Origin of the sequence: Streptomyces cyaneochromogenes (assembly GCF_003963535.1) — a bacterium.
Taxonomy (GTDB): Bacteria; Actinomycetota; Actinomycetes; order Streptomycetales; family Streptomycetaceae; genus Streptomyces; species Streptomyces shaanxiensis.
On sequence record NZ_CP034539.1, the window covers coordinates 8,885,230 to 8,902,714 of the forward strand.

The following is a 17,485-nucleotide window of genomic DNA, read 5'->3' on the forward strand; positions in this document are numbered from 1 at the left end:
GTTGGCAGTCGCCCCTGCTGGTCGGTGCCGGCGTTCCGATCGGCCTGGCGGGCCGTGGCCCCGTCGGTCGTGACGCCCCAGCCGTCGGCGACCATGCCGTTGGTGCGGTTGACCAGCTTGTAGTAGCCGTTGCCGAGGCCGACCGCCTGCGACTGCAGGTTGGGGGAGGTGTCCCAGGTCCATTGCCTCAGGTCGGAGCCGGAGGGGACGTCGCGGGAACGGGGCCGTAGGCGGCGTCCTCGTGCTCGATGTTCACGGCCACGTCCGGGTCGATCTCGGCGAGGGCCCGCAGGAACTCGGTCCAGAACGGCACGTCGTTGCCGAGGCCGACGGCGACGAACTTCCATGCCGGGTTCTCGGGCCAGACGTTGCACCAGAAGCCGTAACCGGTCGGGACCTTGCCGCCGACGTCGGTCGGCACACGGGTGAACGACGTGTCCAGGACGCCGCGGATGTCGGCGCCGGGGCACAGCGTCGCGTCCTTCGCGGCGGCGTGGAACACCAGCGGGCCCAGCCCCTTGATGGCCGCCGCCGACCTCGGCCACCAGTGGGACCGCACCGCCGGCATGCTCGCCAGCAGGCGCACCCGGCTGCTCGGCGTCATGGGGCCACCGGGCGATCGCCTACGTCGACGGCGGCAAGGGCGTGATCGCCACGGACCGGCTCCGCGGGTACCGCACGGCCATGCGCCGGCACGGGCTCGACGCGCACATCAGGGTCCTGCGCGGAGACAACACCGAGGCAGCCGGCGAGCGAGCCGCCCGCCGGCTCCTCGACTCCGGCGACCTCCCCACGGCTGTGGCCGCCCACAACGACCAGTGCGCCATCGGCGTCCTCGCCGCTTTCCAGCGCGCCGGAGTGGCCGTCCCCGGCGAGGTGTCCGTGGCCGGCTACGACGACGACACGCTGTCCCGCCTGAGCTGCTTCAACCTGACCACGGTGAGGTCATCGTTCGAGCGTCTTGTGCGCCGTCTCGGGAAGGCGCAGATACACCAGCGACGAGCCGAGGCAGAGAACGGCGACGTACCAGGGGAACAGGTCCGCGTGCCCCAGTTCCTTGAACAGCGTGCCCACGTACGGCGCCGTACCCCCGAACATCGCGACCGTCAGCGAGTACGGGAACCCGATGCCGGCCGCCCGCACCCGGGGCGGGAACACCTCGGCGTTCACGGCCGCGCTGATCGACGTGAACCCGGTCAGCAGCACCATGCCCGCGCACTGCACGAGCAGCAGCACCGTGAACGAGTCGCGCAGGGCGTGCAGCAGCGGGACGGTGAGCAGGGTGAAGCCCAGGCCGAAGAAGAGGAGCAGGGGGCGCCGGCCGAACCGGTCGGAGAGCAGGCCGCCCAGCGGCTGGAGCAGGGCGAAGACGGCCAGCGAGATCGTGCCCGCGAGCAGGGCGTCGGACTTCTCGATGCCCGCGTTGAGTTCGGCGTACGTCGGCAGGTACGACGTCCACGTGTAGTACGCGATCGTGCCGCCCGCGGTGATGCCGCAGATCAGCAGGGACTGGCGAGGATGACGGCGCAGTGCCTCCAACAGGCCTGGCCGCGGGGCCTGTTGCTGCTCGGTGCTCCTCGTCTCCGCCGCGCCCTGCCGGATCCAGAAGCCGACCAGACTGAGGACGGCGCCGAGCACGAACGGCACCCGCCAGCCCCAGCCGTTCATCTGCCCGTCGCTCAAGGTGTCCACCAGCAGCGTCGCGATACCGGAGGCGACCAACTGCCCGATGGTCGTGGACACGTACTGGAAGCTGGAGAACAGCCCACGCCGCCCTGGCCCCGCCGACTCCACCAGGAAGGTCGTCGACGCCGCGAACTCGCCGCCCACCGACAGGCCTTGGAGGAGACGGGCTAGGTGTATTGATCACGAGCGTTGTTAACGCCGACGGGGCTTGATCATGGCGAAGACCTCCGGTGTGGTGGAGCTGTCTAGGACTGCACCGCACGGAGGTCTTCGTGTCCCACCGTAATGCCCGTCTGACCGTTCACGGCAGGCGGCTGCTCGTCGAACGTGTCCGCTCCGGTCGCCCGGTCGCGCATGTCGCAGCGGAGATGGGCATCTCCCGTCCCACGGCCCACAAGTGGATCCGACGCTGGCGATCCGAGGGCGAGCAGGGGCTGCACGACCGCTCCAGCAAGCCGGCGAGGACACCGCACCGCACCGCGGGCGCAGTGGAAGCCCGGGTATGCCGGCTGCGCCAGGACCGCAAGCTCGGTCCCGCCCGCCTCGGCCCGATCCTGGGCCTGCCCGCCTCGACCGTGCACCGCATCCTGGCCCGGCACGGCCTGAACCGGCTGGCCCACATGGACCGGCCCACCGGGCAGGTCATCCGCCGCTACGAACGCGCCCGGCCCGGCGAGCTGGTCCACGTCGACGTCAAGAAGCTCGGCCGGATCCCGGACGGCGGCGGTCACAAGACGCTCGGCCGCCGAGCCGGCCGGGCCACCCGCGGCGGGATGGGCTTCGACTACATCCATTCCGCCGTCGACGACCACACCCGCCTCGCCTACAGCGAGATCCATCCCGACGAGAAGGTCGCCACCTGCGCAGGCTTCCTCACCCGCGCGGCCGCGTTCTTCCACACGCACGGCATCACCCGCATCGAGCGGGTACTGACCGACAACGCCTGGGCCTACCGCAAGGGCCAGGCCTGGAAACAGGCCCTCGCCCAGATCGGCGCCACCGGCAAGCTGACCCGCGCCTACCGGCCGCAGACCAACGGCAAGGTCGAACGCTTCAACCGCACCCTGCTCGACGAATGGGCCTACCTGCGGCCCTACACCAGCAACGCCGAACGCACCGACGCCCTGGCAGACTTCCTCCACGCCTACAACCACCATCGCTGCCACACCGCACTCGGCGGCCACCCACCGATCAGCCGCGTCAACAACGCTGCGGGTCAATACAGCTAGGACCAGGACCACCGGAGCGAGGACGCCCGCGGTCTCGTAGGTCGGGGTCAGTCCGACCAGCAGACTGCTGCCGCCCATCAGCAGGATGGTGACCGTCAGGGCGGCGCGCCGGCCGCGGCGGTCGGCGACGGCGCCCATGAGCAGCCCGCCGACCGGCCGCATGAAGAAGCCCACCGCGAAGACCGCGAACGTCGACAGCAGCGGCACCAGGGAGTTGTCCGCGCTCTTCGGGAAGACCTCGGCCGCGATATAGGTGGCCAGGAACGTGTAGGCGTACCAGTCGTACCACTCCACGGCGTTGCCGACCGAGGCGGCGAGGAGCTGGCGTACGGGCCGGGAGGCCGGCGGGGAAACCGTGCGCGTCGTCTCTGTCATGATCGCGACCATCCCCGCACACCGGCCCCGGCACACCTCACGTACCCGCGACTTTCACACGAGCGCCACCGGACCCTTCCCTGACGTTTGGTGCTCCTGGAACACTCCTTCCGCGCGCATTCCGTCACATGCCGTCCGGTCAAATCACCCTCAATGGGAAGAGGTCCCTCACTCATGCCCGAAGTCAATCGCCGCAGCTTCCTTCAACTCGCGGGCGCGACCACGGCGTTCACAGCTCTGTCCAGCAGCATCCAGCGGGCCGCCGCGATTCCGGCGAACCACCGCACCGGGTCGATCGAGGATGTCGAGCACATCGTCGTCCTGATGCAGGAGAACCGTTCCTTCGACCACTACTTCGGCAAGCTGCGCGGTGTGCGCGGCTTCGGCGACCCGCGCCCGGTGAAGCTGGACAACGGCAAGTCGAACTGGCACCAGTCGAACGGCAGCAAGGACATCCTGCCGTTCCATCCGGACGCCGACGACCTCGGCATGCAGTTCCTGGAAGGCCTCCCGCACGGCTGGACCGACGGCCAGCAGGCCTACAACGGCGGCAAGTACGACAAGTGGATCCCCGCCAAGGGCACCACGACCATGGCGTACCTGACCCGGGAGGACATCCCCTTCCACTACGCACTCGCCGACGCCTTCACCGTCTGCGACGCCTACCACTGCTCCTTCATCGGCTCGACCGACCCGAACCGCTACTACATGTGGACGGGCTACACGGGCAACGACGGCACCGGCGGCGGCCCGGTCCTGGGCAACGACGAGCTCGGCTACGGCTGGACCACCTACCCCGAGCGCCTGGAGCAGGCCGGTATCTCCTGGAAGATCTACCAGGACATCGGCGACGGCCTGGACGCGGCCGGCTCCTGGGGCTGGATCGAGGACGCCTACCGGGGCAACTACGGCGACAACTCGCTGCTGTACTTCAACAAGTACCGCAACGCCAAGGCCGGTGAGCCCTGGTACGACAAGGCCCGCACCGGCACCGACGTCAAGAACGGCGACGGCTACTTCGACAGGCTGAAGGCCGACGTCAAGGCCGGCAAGCTGCCGAAGATCTCCTGGATCGCCGCCCCCGAGGCCTTCTCCGAGCACTCCAACTGGCCCTCGAACTACGGCGCCTGGTACATCGCGCAGGTCCTGGACGCCCTCACCTCCAACCCGGAGGTCTGGTCGAAGACGGCCCTGTTCATCACCTTCGACGAGAACGACGGCTTCTTCGACCACGTGGTGCCTCCGCTCCCGCCGAAGGACGCCTCGCGGGGCAAGTCCACCGTCGACGTCTCGCTCGACCTCTACAAGGGCGACAGCAACCGCCCGGCCGGCCCGTACGGCCTCGGCCCGCGCGTGCCGATGCTGGTCGTCTCGCCGTGGAGCAAGGGCGGTTACGTCTGCTCCGAGACCCTCGACCACACCTCGATCCTGCGGTTCATGGAGCGTCGCTTCGGCGTCAGGGAGACGAACATCTCGCCCTGGCGCCGAGCCATCTGCGGCGACCTGACCTCGGCCTTCGACTTCTCCCGCAAGGACAGCCGCCCCGCCCCCCTGCCGGAGACGGACGAGTACGAGCCGCAGGACCGAGAGCGTCACCCGGACTACAAGCCGACGCCGCCGGCCGATCCGGACATGCCGAAGCAGGAGCGCGGCCTGCGCCCCTCCCGGCCGCTCAAGTACGCCCCGTACGTGGACGGTTCCGTCGACGCGGCGGCCGGGAAGTTCACGCTCGCCTTCGCGTCCGGCGCCAAGGCCGGTGCCGCCTTCCATGTCACGTCGGGCAACCGCACCGACGGCCCGTGGATGTACACCACGGAGGCCGGCAAGAGCATCGACGACACCTGGAACTCGGCGTACTCGGGCGGCTCGTACGACCTGACCGTGCACGGCCCGGCCGGTTTCGTGCGCTGGTTCAAGGGCTCGAACAAGGCGGCCGGCCCCGAGGTCACCGCCCGGCCCAAGGGCGACGACATCGAGCTGACCTTCACCAACAAGGGCACCGCCACCGTGCGCCTGAAGGTCGCCAACGCCTACGTCGGCAGCGCCACGACGGTGACCGTGCGGCCCGGTGCCACGGTGTGCCGCACGGTCGACCTGGCGGCGAGCCGGCGCTGGTACGACCTGACCGTCACCTCCGAGGCCGACCCGGCGTTCCTGCGGCGGTTCGCCGGGCGCGTCGAGAACGGGCGGCCGGGTGTGAGCGACCCGGCGATCATCACCGAGTAGCCCGGATCAGAGTGCTGTGAGGTGCCCCGGCTCCGGTTGCCGGGGCACCAACGCAGGCTCCGGCTTCGCCGATTCCGGCTCCAGGGCCAGTACGGCGGCCACGGGGTGCTCGTCGACCGACACGGGGTCCACGTGCTCCTCGTCCGAGGCGGGCTCCGGTGCCGCCCGGCTGAGCAGCACCACGCCCCAGGACGCCAGCCCCGCGCCGGCCAGCGCCAGCAGGATGCCGGCCGCGCCGCCCTGCAACCGCTCGCCGAGCAGGACGAGCCCGATCACCGCGGCGGCCATCGGGTTCGCCAGCGTCACCATCGCGAGCGGGGCGCCCAGACCACCCCGGTAGGCGGTCTGTGACAGCAGCAGTCCGCTCGCCGCGAGGGCCGCGATGAGCAGTGCCACCCCGGACACCTGAAGGCTGAGCAGCGGGGCGGAGTGGTCCGTCAAGGCCACCGTCACGGTCTGCGTGAGTGCCGAGGCGACCCCGGAGGCGAAGCCGGATGCCGCCGCGTGCCGCAGCCCCGGACGGGCGCCCGGGCGCGACAGCATGCCGATCAGTGCCACGGTCGCCGCAGCGACCGCCAGCGCCTCGGACGTGCTCAGCACCTCGTCGGGCGCGTGCCCGGACGCCGTGACGAGGATCGCGGCCAGGCCGGCCAGCGTCAGCGCCGTACCGCGCCACTCCACCGCGCTGACCCGTCGGCCCGCGATGCGCGCACCCAGCGGCACCGCGGCCACCAGGGTCAGCGCACCGAGCGGCTGCACCACGGTCAGCGGACCGTACTTCAGGGCCACCACGTGCAGCAGTGCGCCGGAGCCGTTGAGCAGGACCGCTCCCCACCAGGCGCCGGAGCCCAGCAGCCGGAGCAGACCCGAACCCTGGGCGCGGGAGGCCAGCCGCTCCTGGGCGACGGCCGCGGCGGCGTAGGCGACGGCGGAGAACAGGGACAGGACGATGGCGAAGAGGGTGGCGTTCATCGGCCCGCTCCCGCTCCCACGAGGGCGCTCTCCTCGTCCCGGGCCGCCGGCACCAGCTTCCCGGCACCGCGTCCGGCGGTCGTCGCCGTGCGCCGCGGCGAGCGAAGCGAGATGGGGGTCCCCCCGGACGAAGTCTGGGGGCGGATCACCGCGAGGGCGAGGCCGAGCACGGCCGTCGCCACGATCGCGTCGAGCCAGTAGTGGTTGGCGGTGCCGACTATGACCAGCAGCGTCAGCAGCGGGTGCAGCAGCCACAGCCACCGCCAGCGCGACCGGGTCGCCACGATCAGGCCGATCGCCATCATCAGGGCCCAGCCGAAGTGCAGCGACGGCATCGCCGCGAACTGGTTCGACAGGTGGTCGGTCTCGGGCGAGCCGTACACCGAGGGGCCGTACACCTGGCCGGTGTCGATCAGGCCGGCCGCGGCCAGCATGCGCGGCGGGGCCAGCGGGAAGGCGAGGTGTATCACCAGGGCGGCGGCGGTGAGCGCGGCGATGACGCGGCGGGCCCAGACGTAGTGGGCGGGGCGCCGCAGGTACAGCCAGACCAGGAAGGCGGCCGTGGCCGGGAAGTGGACGGTGGCGTAGTAGGTGTTGGCGATGTGTATGAGCGTGTCGCCGTGCAGCAGCAGGGTCTGCACCGAGCCTTCGCCGGGCAGATGGGCGGCTCGCTCGAAGTTCCACACGCCGTCGGCGTTGCGGAAGGCCTCGCCGGTGTGGCCCGTGGCCAGCTGCCGGCCGAGCTTGTAGACGAGGAAGAGCCCTGCGACGAGCAGGAGCTCACGGACCAGCGGAGGCCGCGCTATCGCGTCGGTCTCCGCTTCTGCAGGCTCGGTGCGGCCATTCATCCCCCGGCCCTTTCGCTGAACGGTGGGTGGTGCTGGGTGGTGCTGGGTGAGTTCGTCGGAGTGCTGACTGCGCGGGCTCGCCGAACTCATCGATACGTCGGCGTACCGAAACGCCCCTGTACCGATACGACACTGTACCGATACGCTGGCGTTCCGGTACAGTGGCGTATCGATAGACGTACGACACACTGGAAACGCGGCCCCCTTCACACCGCGGGGCGTCGCACCCGAGCGAGGAGACGAGCCGATGACGTCGCAGGCCGCGGACGGACCGGAGACGGTCACCGCCACGCGCCGCTCCAAGATCACGCCCGAGCGTGAGCAGGAGTTCTTCGACGCCGTGCTCGAACAGATCCGCGCGTGCGGCTACGACTCCGTCACCATGGAGGGCGTCGCCGCCAGCACGCGCTGCAGCAAGTCCACGCTCTACCGGCAGTGGAAGACCAAGCCGCAGTTCGTGGCGGCCGCCCTGCGCGCGAGCCGGCGGACCCGGTTCGAGGGCATCGACACCGGCAGCCTGGCGGAGGACCTGAAGGAGGCCGCCCGGGCCGCGGGGGCGTGGTCGGGCAAGGACACCCGGTTGTTCCAGGCGCTCGGCCATGCCGTCATGCAGGATCCGGAGCTCCAGCGGGCCCTGCGCGAGGCGCTCATCGACCCCGAGCTCGACGCGCTCAAGGAGATCCTGCGGCGCGGGGTCGACCGGGGGGAGGTGGCCGCCGACCATCCGGCGCTCGAGTACATCCCGGCGCAGATCTTCGGCGTGCTGCGGGCCCGCCCCGTCCTGGAGGGCGAGGACGCCGACCCCGACTACATCGTCCGGTTCGTGGAGGCCGCCGTGCTTCCGACACTGGGCCTGACCTGAGACTCAGGCCGCCGTCCACGGGATGACTGGACGGTGACCTGTTCCGCGCCGCACCGTGGGGACGGGGGCGGCGCGCACCCCCCGGCCGGGTGGGGTTCCTCTTGAGCGGAGGGGCGCCCCACCCGGCCGCATCATGTCCGGGGCGAACGAGCGCAGGAGCGGCTCAGACGTCCTGGCCGGTTCCGCCGCCCGTGGACACCTTGATGCCCTTGGCGATCTCGTCGAGGATCGACTGCTTCTCGGTGGTGTCGACGCCGAGGCGGACCAGGACCATCTGCTGCTCGCTGACGGGCGAGGGGAAGGCGAGCGACTCGACATAACCGTCGGTGCCCTTGCTGGTGACCGCCTTCCAGCGGACCAGGTAGCCCTTCTGCCCGGCCACGGTCACCGCCTTGGAGGCCAGCACCTCGTGCGAGGTGATCTCCCCGTACCCCTTGCCGTAGGACTCCTCGGCGTTCGCCTCGATGTCCGCCTTCGCGATCTCCTCGGCCGTGTCGCCCTTGGCGCCGAGCGCGAGCGCCGGGGCCGAGTAGGCGCCGCCCTTCTGGCAGGTCTGGGAGGTCTCGGCGGGGCACTTGTACGTCTCGTCCGACGCCACGTGCGCGCCCCAGTTGACCTGCTGGCCGTACCAGCCGTCCGGGATCGGCAGGCTGATACCGCTCACCGGGTCGGTCACCGAACCGCTGTCCACCTTCGGTGCCTCGGACTGGTCGGGGGAGGGCGACTGCCCGCCGGAACCCCCGTTGCCGCCGCCATCGCCGCCACCGGGCCCGCCTGGGCCGCCCTGTCCACCGGGCCCGCCCGGGCCCTGCTGGGAGGTGGCGCTGCCGCCGCCCGAGCCGCTGTCGGCGGTCAGCGCGTACACACCGACCCCGATGCTCGCGAGTACGACCGCGGCCACGCCCACCGCTATCCCCGTGCGCAGCCCGCGCCGCCCACCCGACTGCGGTTCGCCGGGATACCCCGGGTGCACCGGATACGGGAGCTGAGCCCCGTAAGCCAGAGGCTGCCCCGGGTACGCCGGATGCGCCGTGCCCGCCGCCGGCTGACCCGGGGGGGTCCCGCCGGCAGGCGGATACGCCGGAGGAGCCTCGCCGGTCGCCGGCTGTGCCGAAGGATCCGCGTCGGCCGCCGGCTGCCCTGAGGGAGCCCCGTCGGACGGCGGCTGCCCTGACGGAGCCCCGTCGGTCGGCGGCGGCCCCGACTGCGCCGCGTCCGCCGCCGGCTCTCCCGGAGGCGCCCATGAGGCGGCCGACCCCGCGGGTCGGACCTGGTCCGTCCATGCCTTGCCGTCCCACCAGCGCTCGGTGGGCGGACCGTCACTTTTCCGGCCGGGGTCGGGGTACCAGCCGGGAGGAGTCACCTGCGTCATGGGTCCACCGTATGAGGCGTCGGTGAAAGGGGGATGAGAGGACCCGGCCCCGACACATCCGGACCTCGGTCCGCGTCACTCCAGGACGAGCCGTACGGCCGCTCCGGAACCGGTGGCGGCAGCCGCAGACCGGCCCGCCCCGGTGTGATCGAACCGAGCACGCACGCGTGCCGGGCGCCGGTGGCCGCCGGGTCGGTGCCGGGCAGCCCGTGCGCGGGCAGGAACCCCAGCACGGCGAAGGCGTACGCCTCCTTGGCCGCCACGGGCAGTCCGAGCTCGTCGGAGGTGCGCAGCGCCACCCCGGGCAGCAGCTGCCCGAGCATCCTCATCAGTACGGGGTTGCGCGTCCCGCCCCCCGAGGCGATCACCTCGCTCGCGCCCACCTCGCGCACCGCGTCTGCGACCGTCCTCCTGACGAAGGTTGAGCAGCGGCAGCGCGAGGACCACCACGAGCACGGCCCGCGTCAGCATCACCGGGCGCCGCCCGAACCGGTCGCTGAGCCACCCCGCCGGCACGATCGTCACCGCGAACCCGAGGTTGGCCGGCACCGTGGCGGTCAGCGCCTCCTGGAAGGTCGCGTCCAGCGTGGCCTGCAGATACGACGGCAGCACGACCAGGAAGGTGTACCCGGCCGCCGCCCACCCCATGATCCGCCCGGCGCCCAGCGCGATCGCGCCGGCGACCTCACGCACCGGCGGCTGCTCGGCCTCCCCCTCCTCCCGGAACGCGGGCGTCTCGTCCAGCCTCAGCCGCAGCCACAAGGCGCCCAGCCCGAGCGGCAGCGTCAGCAGGAACGGCAACCGCCGTCCCCAGTCGCCCGGTTGATCCTCCGTCAGCACGGTGGCCGGCAGCGCCGCCGCGCCCGCACCGCCCAGCAGCCCCAGCGCCGCGGTGAACGACTGCCACGAGCCGTACAGCCCGCGCCGCCCGGGTGGCGCGAACTCGGTCAGCACCGACACCGCGCCGCCGAACTCCCCGCCCGCGGACAGCCCTTGAAGCGACCTCAGGAACGTCAGCAGCCAGGGCGTCGTGGCAGGACCTGCCTGAGGAACGACACCGCGCCAGCGGTCGAGCGTCCGTGAACCTCAACCCACCGGGTTGGAATCCGACCGCATCGGCGGGCTAGGTGCCATTCGCGGCCTGTTGACGGTGCCGATGTCCACAAAGCGCTGGTCGCGGGCCCTCTGCGTCGCCCGGCCGCACCCGCTTTCACCCATCACGGCAACAGCTGCCCGGACCGGCCTCCACTTGGGCAACCGGACGGCTACGCTCGAGGTCTGTACGTCGTTCGGGCGACTTGGGGAGGTAGCGGGATGACGGAGGTACGGCCCACACAGGCCGCCTCGGCTTCCCTGTGGGAGCGCGACGAGGAACTCGCGGCAGTGGAGCGGGCCCTCGACACCCTGTGCGCCGACAAGTCCTCCTCGGGCAGCCTCCTGGTGCTGCGCGGCGAGGCGGGAATCGGCAAGACGGCGCTGCTGGCCGAGACACGCCGCATCGCGGAGGCCCGGGGCTGCATGGTGTGGTCCGCGCGCGGCAGCGAGACCCTGAGTTCCGTCCCCTTCAACGTGGTACGGCAGTTACTGCAGCCGGCGCTGCTGTCGCTGATGCCGGAAGAGGCGCGCGAGTACCTCGGGGACTGGTACGACATCGCCGGACCCGCCCTGGGCATAACGGACCCCGGCGAGCGCCAGGCCGACCCGCAGGGCGTGTGCGACGGCCTGGTGGCGGTGGTACGCCGACTCGCCCGGCGCGACTGGCCGCTGGTGCTGCTGATCGACGACGCCCACTGGGCCGACCAGGAGACCCTGCGCTGGCTCGCCGCGTTCACCGAACGCCTCGGCGAACAGAGCGTCATGGTCATGGTGGCCCGCCGCCCCCGGCGAGGTCAGCGGCGACAGCGCCCGCCACCTCGACTCGGTCGCCGCCGCGGGCTCCTCCGTGGCCAACCTGAGCGCCCTCACCCCGGACGCCACCGCCGGCCTCACCCGCGCCACGCTGGGCGCGCACGCCGACGCCCCGTTCTGCCGCGAGGTGTGGGCCGTCACCGGCGGCAACCCCTACGAGACCGTCGAACTCCTAGCCAAGGTGCAGGACAGCGAGTTCGAGCCGACCGAGTCCGCGGCCGGTGAACTGCGCGCGCTGAACCGCTCCGCGCGCGGCGGCGGACTCGTCGCCCGCCTGGAGACGCTCGGCATCGACGCCACCCGGTTCGCCTGGGCGGCCGCCATCCTCGGCACCGGCATCTCGGTCGACCTGGTGGCCGAACTCGCCACCATGAGCATCGACGACGCCGTGCGGTGCGCCGACCTCCTGCGCACCGCCCGTATCCTCACCGAGCCCGACCCGGCCGCTGCCCAACCGGACGACGGTGAGCTGCAGTTCGTCCACCCGCTGATCGCCACCGCCGTCTACAACGCCATCCCCGACGCCCTGCGCACCGCCATGCACGGCATCGCCGCCCGCGTCGTCACCGACAACGGACGGGGAGCCGCGGTCGCCGCCCGCCACCTCCTCGAGGTCCACCCGGACAACGACGAGGAACTCGTCGAGCAGCTGCGCGAGGCGGCCAGCGAACACCTCGCCGTCGGTGCCCCCGACGCGGCCCGCCGCTGTCTGGAGCGCGCCCTGCTGGAGCCGCCCCTGCCCGAGGTGCACGCGCGCGTGCTCCACGAACTCGGCTGCGCCACGCTCCTCACCGCGCCCGCCACCACCATCGACCACCTCCAGACCGCCCTCGCCATGCCCGGTCTCGACGGCGACGAACGCGTCGACGCCGTCTACCGCCTCTCCCAGGCGCTGCTCCACAACGACCAGCTGGAGGAGGCCGTCCGCACCGTCGAGGCGGAGGCCGCCAAGCACCAGGCCGGACCCGCCAAACTGCGGCTCCAGGCGGTGCAGTTCATGTGGGAGGGCATCTACGCAGGCGAGGCGACCTCGCCCGGACGCTCCGCACGCCTCGCCGATCTCGCCAGGACCTGCACCGGCCGCGACAACTCCGAGCGCGCCCTGCTCATCCTGCGCGGCTTCGACGCCATGGCCCGCGGCGAGAACGCCGAGGAGGTCGTCGAACTGTGCGACCGCGCCCTCGTCAACGGCCGCCTGGCACCCGGACTCGGCTGGACCGACCCGGAGTGGGGCATCGAGCTGCTGATGATGCTCGCCAACTCCTACGCCTTCAGCGACCGCCTCGACCGCGCCGAGGCCCTCTACAACGAGGCCCTGCGCGCCTACGAGTCCGCCGGCTGGAGCGGCGGTCACCTCGCCCTGGCCCATGCCTACGTCGGCGTCGGACACCGCAGGCGCGGCCGGCTCCGCGAGGCCGAGGCGTCCCTGCGCAAGTCGCTGGCGCTCGCCGAGCGCGTCGGCCGCCGGCTGCCCCTGCACTGGTCCGCGACCTGCAACCTCGTCGACACGCTGCTCGCCCGCGGCCATGTCGAGGAGGCCTGGGAGATCGCCGAGCAATACGGCTTCGCCCCGCCCTACCCGTCCACCATCGTCCTGCCGGACCCGCGCTCGGTCCGCGGCCGTCTGCTCCTCGCGGTCGGCCGCACCCAGGAGGGCATCAACGAACTGGAGGAGGCCGAGAAGGCGGCGGCCGTGCGCGGCCACCACAACCCGATCATGGTCCCCTGGGCCGTCGACCTGGCCCGCGCCCTCGCGAGCGAGGACCCGGCACGAGCCGCCCGGCTCGCCACCGACGTCCGCCGCCACGCCGAGCGCTTCGGCACCGACACCGCCATCGGCGAGGCCCTGCGCTGCGCCGCCGCTCTGGAGACCGGCCAGCGCGCGGTCCGCCTCGCCGAACAGGCCGTCACCTATCTGGAGGCCTCGCCCTGCCAGTACGAGCACGCGGCCGCCCGGGTCGAGTACGGCCTCGCCGCCCGCTCGTCCGCGGAACTCCGACGAGGGCTGACGCTGGCACGGTCGTGCGGTGCGGACGGGCTGGTGCTGGAGGCAGAGGCGGCGCTGGCCGCGGGAGTGGTGTGAGGGGGGTCAGAGGGCGAGCAGCTGGTCGGTGACAGCTGCCAGCCGCTTGCGCACCTCGGGGTCGTACGTCCCCTCGTGCGCCCGGGACGGGCTCGTGCCCTCGAAGTACATGCCCGTGCCCAGGTCCTGGGTCGCCAGGGCCAGGACACCCGGGGCACCGTCGGCGACGGTGTTCCAGGGGGCGACCCCGCCCTCGCGCACCATCGCCGTGTCCATGAAGGTCGCCGGATGGAGCACGTTCACGGCGACACCCGTGTCCGTCAACTCCTCGGCGAGGGCGAAGGTGTGGGCGGCCAGGGCGAACTTCGCCCGTCGGTACGCCGCGAAGCCGTCGTATCCGCGTCGGAACTCGACGTCGTCGAAGTCGAGGAACTCCTGGCCGGCCGAGCCGACGTTGACGACCCGGGCGGGCGTGTTCGCCCGCAGCACCGGGAGCAGGGCACGGGTCAGCACCACCGGAGCCAAGTAGTTCACGGCGAGCCGCAGTTCGTGTCCGTCGGCGCTCAGCTCGCGCCCCGCGCCGGGCGGACCCGCTCCCACGCCCGCGTTGTTGATCAGCACGTCCAGATCGGGATGGGCGCCGGCGACATGCGCGCCCAGCTCGCGCACCTGCGTCAGCGAGGCCAGATCGGCGACGTACCCCTCGGCGTCACCCTCGGTCCGCAGCTCCTCGACCAGCTGTTCCGTACGGCCCGGATCGCGTCCGTGCGCGAGGACGACGTGCCCCGAACGAGCCAGCTCGAAGGCCACGTACCGGCCGAGACCGGAGGTGGCACCGGTGATGAGAATCGTGGACATGCCTCCACCGTAGGCACGTGGTGGAGGCATGTGCGAGGTGCTGCTGAGGCTACGACCAGCAGGGTCACCCTTCCTCTTCCGTCTCCTCCGCGAGGACGCGCTGCGCCGCCGCGAACGCCGAGTTCGCCGCCGGAACCCCGCAGTACACCGCCGTCTGCAGCAGTACGGCCCCGATCTCCTCCGGCGTCAGCCCGTTGCGCCGCGCCGCCCGCACATGCATGGCCAGCTCGTCGTAGTGACCGTGCGCGACCAGCGCCGTCAGGGTGATCATGCTGCGCTCGCGGCGGGTGAGCGTCGGGTCGGTCCAGATCTCCCCCCAGGCGTAGCGCGAGATGAAGTCCTGGAAGCGTGCGGTGAAGGGGGTCTGCCGGGCCTGGGCCCGGTCCACGTGCGCGTCGCCGAGCACCTCGCGCCGCACTTCCATGCCCCGCTTGGCGCCCCCGTCGAAGTGCGCGCGCAGGGCGGTCAGCACCGCCTCCGGGCACTGCGCCGGCGCCAGATGCGAGGCCCCCGGGATCTCGACGAGCGCGGCACCCGGTACGGCGTCCGCGATCTCCCGCAGATGCGCGGGCGGGGTCGCGGGGTCCTCGCGTCCGGCGATCAGCAGGGTGGGCGAGGAGATCTCCGGCAGCCGCTCCCGCAGGTCGAAGGCGGCGAGCGCGTCACAGCAGGCGGCGTATGCGGCGGGATCGGCGTCCCGGTGGTCCCGGACCAGTTCCGGCACGGTGAACCCGGGTGTGAACCAGCGGGCGTTCGCGTTCTCGGCGAGCCCCGCCAGGCCGACGCGCCGCACCAGCGCGGCCCGCTCCTCCCACGGCTTCGCACCGTTGAAGTGCGCCGATGAGCAGATCACGGCCAGGGAGTCGACCCGCTCCGGGTGGTGCACGGCCAGATGCAGCCCCACCGCACCGCCGAGCGAGACACCCGCGTACGCGAACCGCTCGATGCCGAGGGAGTCGGCGAGCGCGAGCACCAGGCGGGCGAGGTCACCGACGGTGGCGCCCGCCCCGATGAGGTCGGCGGCGGACCCGCCGTGCCCCGGCAGGTCCCAGCGCACCACCCGGTGGGTGATCGACAGCTCGGGTGCGACCTTGTCCCAGAGGGCGGACGACGTGCCGAGCGAGGGGCCGAGCAGCAGCGGAGGCGCGGAAGTGGGCCCTTCGGCACGGTGGTTGAGGAGTTTGTCGGTCAACGTCGCTCCAGAGCACGGTCGGTGAGGGATCCCGCGGCGCCGGTGTAACGGGCGGGGTCGGTGAGCTCGTCGAGGTCGACGTCCTTCAACTCGGGTTCCTCGGCGAGGAGTTCGCCCAGCGAGCGGCCCTCGGTGCAGGTCCGCCGGGCGAGGTCGGTGAGCAGGGACTTGGCGCGGGCCCGCCCCAGCAGAGGGGCCAGCTCGGCCGACAGCCGCTCGGAGACGACCAACCCCTGCGTGAGATCCAGGTGCTCCCGCATGGCCTCGGGCCTGACCCGCAGCCCCTCGGTCAGCTCGACGGCATCCCGGGCGGCCCCGCCGACCAGCCGCAGCAGGTCCCTGAGCGGCTCCCACTCGGCGTGCCAGGCCCCGGCCGGCCGCTCGTCCTCAGCCGCCAGCGCCCCGTACAGCGTGGCCGCCAACTGCGGCGCCCGCCTGGCCGCGGCGGCGATCAGCGTGGACCGTACGGGGTTGGCCTTGTGCGGCATCGCGGACGAGCCGCCGCCGGTGCCCTCGGCGACCTCGGCGATCTCGGTACGGCCGAGGACGAGCACATCCGTCGCGATCTTGCCCAGGGCCCCAGCCGTGAAGGCCAGGCAGCCGGCGAGATCGGCGATCGGTGTGCGCAGCGTGTGCCAGGGGAGGAGCGGCGCGGCGAGGCCGAGTTCACGGGCGAAGGCCGCGGTGAGGGCCGCGGTGTTCCGGGTGCCGTACGCGGTGAAGGCCGCCAAGGTCCCGGCGGCGCCGCCGAGTTGGGCGGGCAGATCGTCGTGCACCTCGATGACCCGGTCCCGCGCGTCGAGCACCAGCGACCGCCAGCCGGCCGCCTTCAGCCCGAACGTCGTCGGTACGGCGTGCTGGGTGAGCGTCCGCCCCGGCATCACGGTGTCGCGGTGCTCGGCGGCCAGCCGGGCCAGCGCCCGCTGCGTGCGCTCGAGGTCGCCGAGGACCAGGTCGAGCGTGCGCACGGCGACCAGCATCGTCGCCGTGTCCATGATGTCCTGGCTGGTCGCGCCCCGGTGGACATGGGGGCCGTACGCGTCGCCGACCGCCTTGGTCAGGTCCGCGACCAGGGGGATGACCGGGTTGCCGCCGCTACGGGCCCGCTCGGCGAGCGAGCGTACGTCGAATCGGCCGGCGTCCGCCGCCTCCGTCACCGCCGACGCCGCCTCGGCCGGGGCGAGGTCGAGGGCTGCCTGGGCCCGGATGAGGGCGGCCTCCGCGTCGAGCAGGGCCTGGAGCCAGGCCGTGTCGCCGGTCGCGTGGGCGGCGGGGGAGCCTGCCCACCCGGGGGCGAGCAGGCCGGTGTCGTCGGGATCGGCAGAAGTCACTGGAACTCCAGGAAGACCGTTTCGCCTTCGCCCTGAAGGCGGATGTCGAAACGGTATGTGCCGTCGCCCCGGTCCTCGGCGATCAGCGTGTCGCGTCGCGCCTCGTCCAGCCGGGCGAGCAGGGGGTCGGCGGCGAGCGCCGCGTCCTCGCCCGGCAGGTAGATCCGGGTGAACAGGTGCACCAGCAGCCCGCGCGCGAACACGCACACGCTGAGGTACGGCGCGCTCTGCCCACGCGCCCCCGGCCGCAGCGTCCGCGCGGTCCAGTGGCCGTTGGCGTCCGTCTGGATCCGCCCCCAGCCGGTGAACTCCACGCCGTTGCGGCCCAGGAAGCCGCCGCTCGCCGGGTCGCGCCGCATCGAGCCGTCGGTCTGCGGGACGTTGCCGTCCGGGTCGGCGCCCCACAGCTCCACGAAGGCGTCCGGGAGCGGGTTGCCCTCGCCGTCGAGGATGTACCCCTGGAGCGCGATCGTGTCCGGGTGGCCGACGGGCGCGATGTCGCCGCCGCCGGGGAACGGCAGGGCGTGACCGTAGAAGGGTCCGACCGTGTGCGACGGCGTGGGGAGCACGGTCTCCGGACGGCTCGTGTCGATCTTCGTCATG

11 protein-coding genes and 7 pseudogenes are annotated in these 17,485 nt (G+C 72.3%); 5 read left to right on the top strand and 13 right to left on the bottom strand.

Annotated elements, in window-relative coordinates; genetic code table 11:
• Positions 1 to 5: 5 nt before the first annotated feature.
• A pseudogene (locus tag EJ357_RS51005) lies at positions 6 to 212 on the bottom strand (RICIN domain-containing protein); the annotation flags it as partial.
• Positions 188 to 604, bottom strand: coding sequence for a hypothetical protein (locus EJ357_RS40110; RefSeq protein WP_228472754.1), 417 nt, complete (start codon positions 602 to 604; stop codon positions 188 to 190). The gene EJ357_RS40110 and the pseudogene EJ357_RS51005, both read right to left, overlap by 25 nt.
• A gap of 2 nt (positions 605 to 606) precedes the next feature.
• Here EJ357_RS40110 and EJ357_RS40115 point away from each other — a divergent pair.
• Positions 607 to 996: pseudogene (locus tag EJ357_RS40115) on the top strand (substrate-binding domain-containing protein); the annotation flags it as partial.
• Here EJ357_RS40115 and EJ357_RS40120 read toward each other — a convergent pair.
• Positions 946 to 1,857: pseudogene (locus EJ357_RS40120) on the bottom strand (MFS transporter); the annotation flags it as partial. The pseudogenes EJ357_RS40115 and EJ357_RS40120 sit on opposite strands and share 51 nt — an antisense overlap.
• Positions 1,858 to 1,958: 101 nt before the next feature.
• On the opposite strand from EJ357_RS40120, the gene EJ357_RS40130 reads away from it, so the two are divergent.
• Positions 1,959 to 2,915 carry an IS481 family transposase gene (locus EJ357_RS40130; protein WP_126396639.1) on the top strand — a complete coding sequence of 319 codons (957 nt, stop codon included), beginning with the start codon at positions 1,959 to 1,961 and terminating at the stop codon, positions 2,913 to 2,915.
• Here the strand turns inward: EJ357_RS40130 and EJ357_RS49775 are convergent.
• Positions 2,892 to 3,302 (bottom strand): annotated as a pseudogene (locus EJ357_RS49775) (MFS transporter); the annotation flags it as partial. The gene EJ357_RS40130 and the pseudogene EJ357_RS49775 sit on opposite strands and share 24 nt — an antisense overlap.
• A 162-nt stretch (positions 3,303 to 3,464) precedes the next feature.
• On the opposite strand from EJ357_RS49775, the gene EJ357_RS40140 reads away from it, so the two are divergent.
• Positions 3,465 to 5,516 (top strand): phosphocholine-specific phospholipase C, encoded by a 2,052-nt coding sequence (locus tag EJ357_RS40140; protein WP_126396640.1) that lies wholly within the window; start codon positions 3,465 to 3,467, stop codon positions 5,514 to 5,516.
• A 6-nt stretch (positions 5,517 to 5,522) separates the two neighbouring features.
• Here EJ357_RS40140 and EJ357_RS40145 read toward each other — a convergent pair whose 3' ends face one another.
• A complete protein-coding gene (locus EJ357_RS40145; protein ID WP_126396642.1) occupies positions 5,523 to 6,488 on the bottom strand; it encodes a DMT family transporter in 966 nt (321 codons plus the stop codon).
• A complete protein-coding gene (locus EJ357_RS40150; protein ID WP_126396645.1) occupies positions 6,485 to 7,336 on the bottom strand; it encodes a phosphatase PAP2 family protein in 852 nt (283 codons plus the stop codon). Before EJ357_RS40150 ends, EJ357_RS40145 begins: the two co-directional genes overlap by 4 nt.
• 247 nt (positions 7,337 to 7,583) lie before the next feature.
• Here EJ357_RS40150 and EJ357_RS40155 point away from each other — a divergent pair, with 247 nt between their 5' ends.
• Positions 7,584 to 8,198 (top strand): TetR/AcrR family transcriptional regulator, encoded by a 615-nt coding sequence (locus EJ357_RS40155; protein ID WP_126396648.1) that lies wholly within the window; start codon positions 7,584 to 7,586, stop codon positions 8,196 to 8,198.
• Positions 8,199 to 8,361: 163 nt separating this feature from the next.
• On the opposite strand, the gene EJ357_RS40160 is transcribed toward EJ357_RS40155, so the two are convergent.
• From EJ357_RS40160 to EJ357_RS40170, 3 genes and pseudogenes are all read right to left on the bottom strand, one after another.
• The gene (locus EJ357_RS40160) at positions 8,362 to 9,570 is read right to left on the bottom strand and encodes a DUF2510 domain-containing protein (protein WP_126396650.1); all 1,209 of its coding nucleotides are present in this window, start codon (positions 9,568 to 9,570) and stop codon (positions 8,362 to 8,364) included.
• Positions 9,567 to 9,980, bottom strand: a pseudogene (locus tag EJ357_RS40165) (anhydro-N-acetylmuramic acid kinase); the annotation flags it as partial. The pseudogene EJ357_RS40165 and the gene EJ357_RS40160, both read right to left, overlap by 4 nt.
• Positions 9,952 to 10,605: pseudogene (locus EJ357_RS40170) on the bottom strand (MFS transporter); the annotation flags it as partial. The pseudogenes EJ357_RS40170 and EJ357_RS40165, both read right to left, overlap by 29 nt.
• 279 nt (positions 10,606 to 10,884) lie before the next feature.
• On the opposite strand from EJ357_RS40170, the pseudogene EJ357_RS40175 reads away from it, so the two are divergent.
• A pseudogene (locus tag EJ357_RS40175) lies at positions 10,885 to 13,561 on the top strand (ATP-binding protein).
• Positions 13,562 to 13,567: 6 nt separating this feature from the next.
• On the opposite strand, the gene EJ357_RS40180 reads toward EJ357_RS40175, so the two are convergent.
• The 4 genes from EJ357_RS40180 to pcaG all read right to left on the bottom strand — a co-directional run bounded on the left by EJ357_RS40180 (position 13,568) and on the right by pcaG (position 17,484).
• A complete protein-coding gene (locus EJ357_RS40180; protein WP_126396652.1) occupies positions 13,568 to 14,359 on the bottom strand; it encodes an SDR family NAD(P)-dependent oxidoreductase in 792 nt (263 codons plus the stop codon).
• 64 nt (positions 14,360 to 14,423) lie between these two features.
• A complete protein-coding gene (gene pcaDC / locus EJ357_RS40185; protein WP_126396654.1) occupies positions 14,424 to 15,551 on the bottom strand; it encodes a bifunctional 3-oxoadipate enol-lactonase/4-carboxymuconolactone decarboxylase PcaDC in 1,128 nt (375 codons plus the stop codon).
• Entirely contained in the window at positions 15,548 to 16,882 is a 1,335-nt protein-coding gene (gene pcaB, locus EJ357_RS40190; RefSeq protein WP_126396656.1) for a 3-carboxy-cis,cis-muconate cycloisomerase, read from the bottom strand. The genes pcaDC and pcaB overlap by 4 nt, the downstream gene beginning before the upstream one ends.
• Positions 16,879 to 17,484: a protocatechuate 3,4-dioxygenase subunit alpha gene (gene pcaG / locus EJ357_RS40195; RefSeq protein WP_126396658.1), complete on the bottom strand. Its 606-nt coding sequence runs from the start codon at positions 17,482 to 17,484 to the stop codon at positions 16,879 to 16,881. Before pcaG ends, pcaB begins: the two co-directional genes overlap by 4 nt.
• Position 17,485 lies beyond the last annotated feature (1 nt).

What these genes read in the sequence shown, in the direction of transcription:
- EJ357_RS40110 (WP_228472754.1), bottom strand. Translation starts at nt 604, where the DNA reads ATGACGCCGAGCAGCCGGGTGCGCCTGCTGGCGAGCATGCCGGCGGTG.
- EJ357_RS40140 (WP_126396640.1), top strand. Translation starts at nt 3,465, where the DNA reads ATGCCCGAAGTCAATCGCCGCAGCTTCCTTCAACTCGCGGGCGCGACC.
- EJ357_RS40145 (WP_126396642.1), bottom strand. Translation starts at nt 6,488, where the DNA reads ATGAACGCCACCCTCTTCGCCATCGTCCTGTCCCTGTTCTCCGCCGTC.
- EJ357_RS40150 (WP_126396645.1), bottom strand. Translation starts at nt 7,336, where the DNA reads ATGAATGGCCGCACCGAGCCTGCAGAAGCGGAGACCGACGCGATAGCG.
- EJ357_RS40155 (WP_126396648.1), top strand. Translation starts at nt 7,584, where the DNA reads ATGACGTCGCAGGCCGCGGACGGACCGGAGACGGTCACCGCCACGCGC.
- EJ357_RS40160 (WP_126396650.1), bottom strand. Translation starts at nt 9,570, where the DNA reads ATGACGCAGGTGACTCCTCCCGGCTGGTACCCCGACCCCGGCCGGAAA.
- EJ357_RS40180 (WP_126396652.1), bottom strand. Translation starts at nt 14,359, where the DNA reads ATGTCCACGATTCTCATCACCGGTGCCACCTCCGGTCTCGGCCGGTAC.
- pcaG (WP_126396658.1), bottom strand. Translation starts at nt 17,484, where the DNA reads ATGACGAAGATCGACACGAGCCGTCCGGAGACCGTGCTCCCCACGCCG.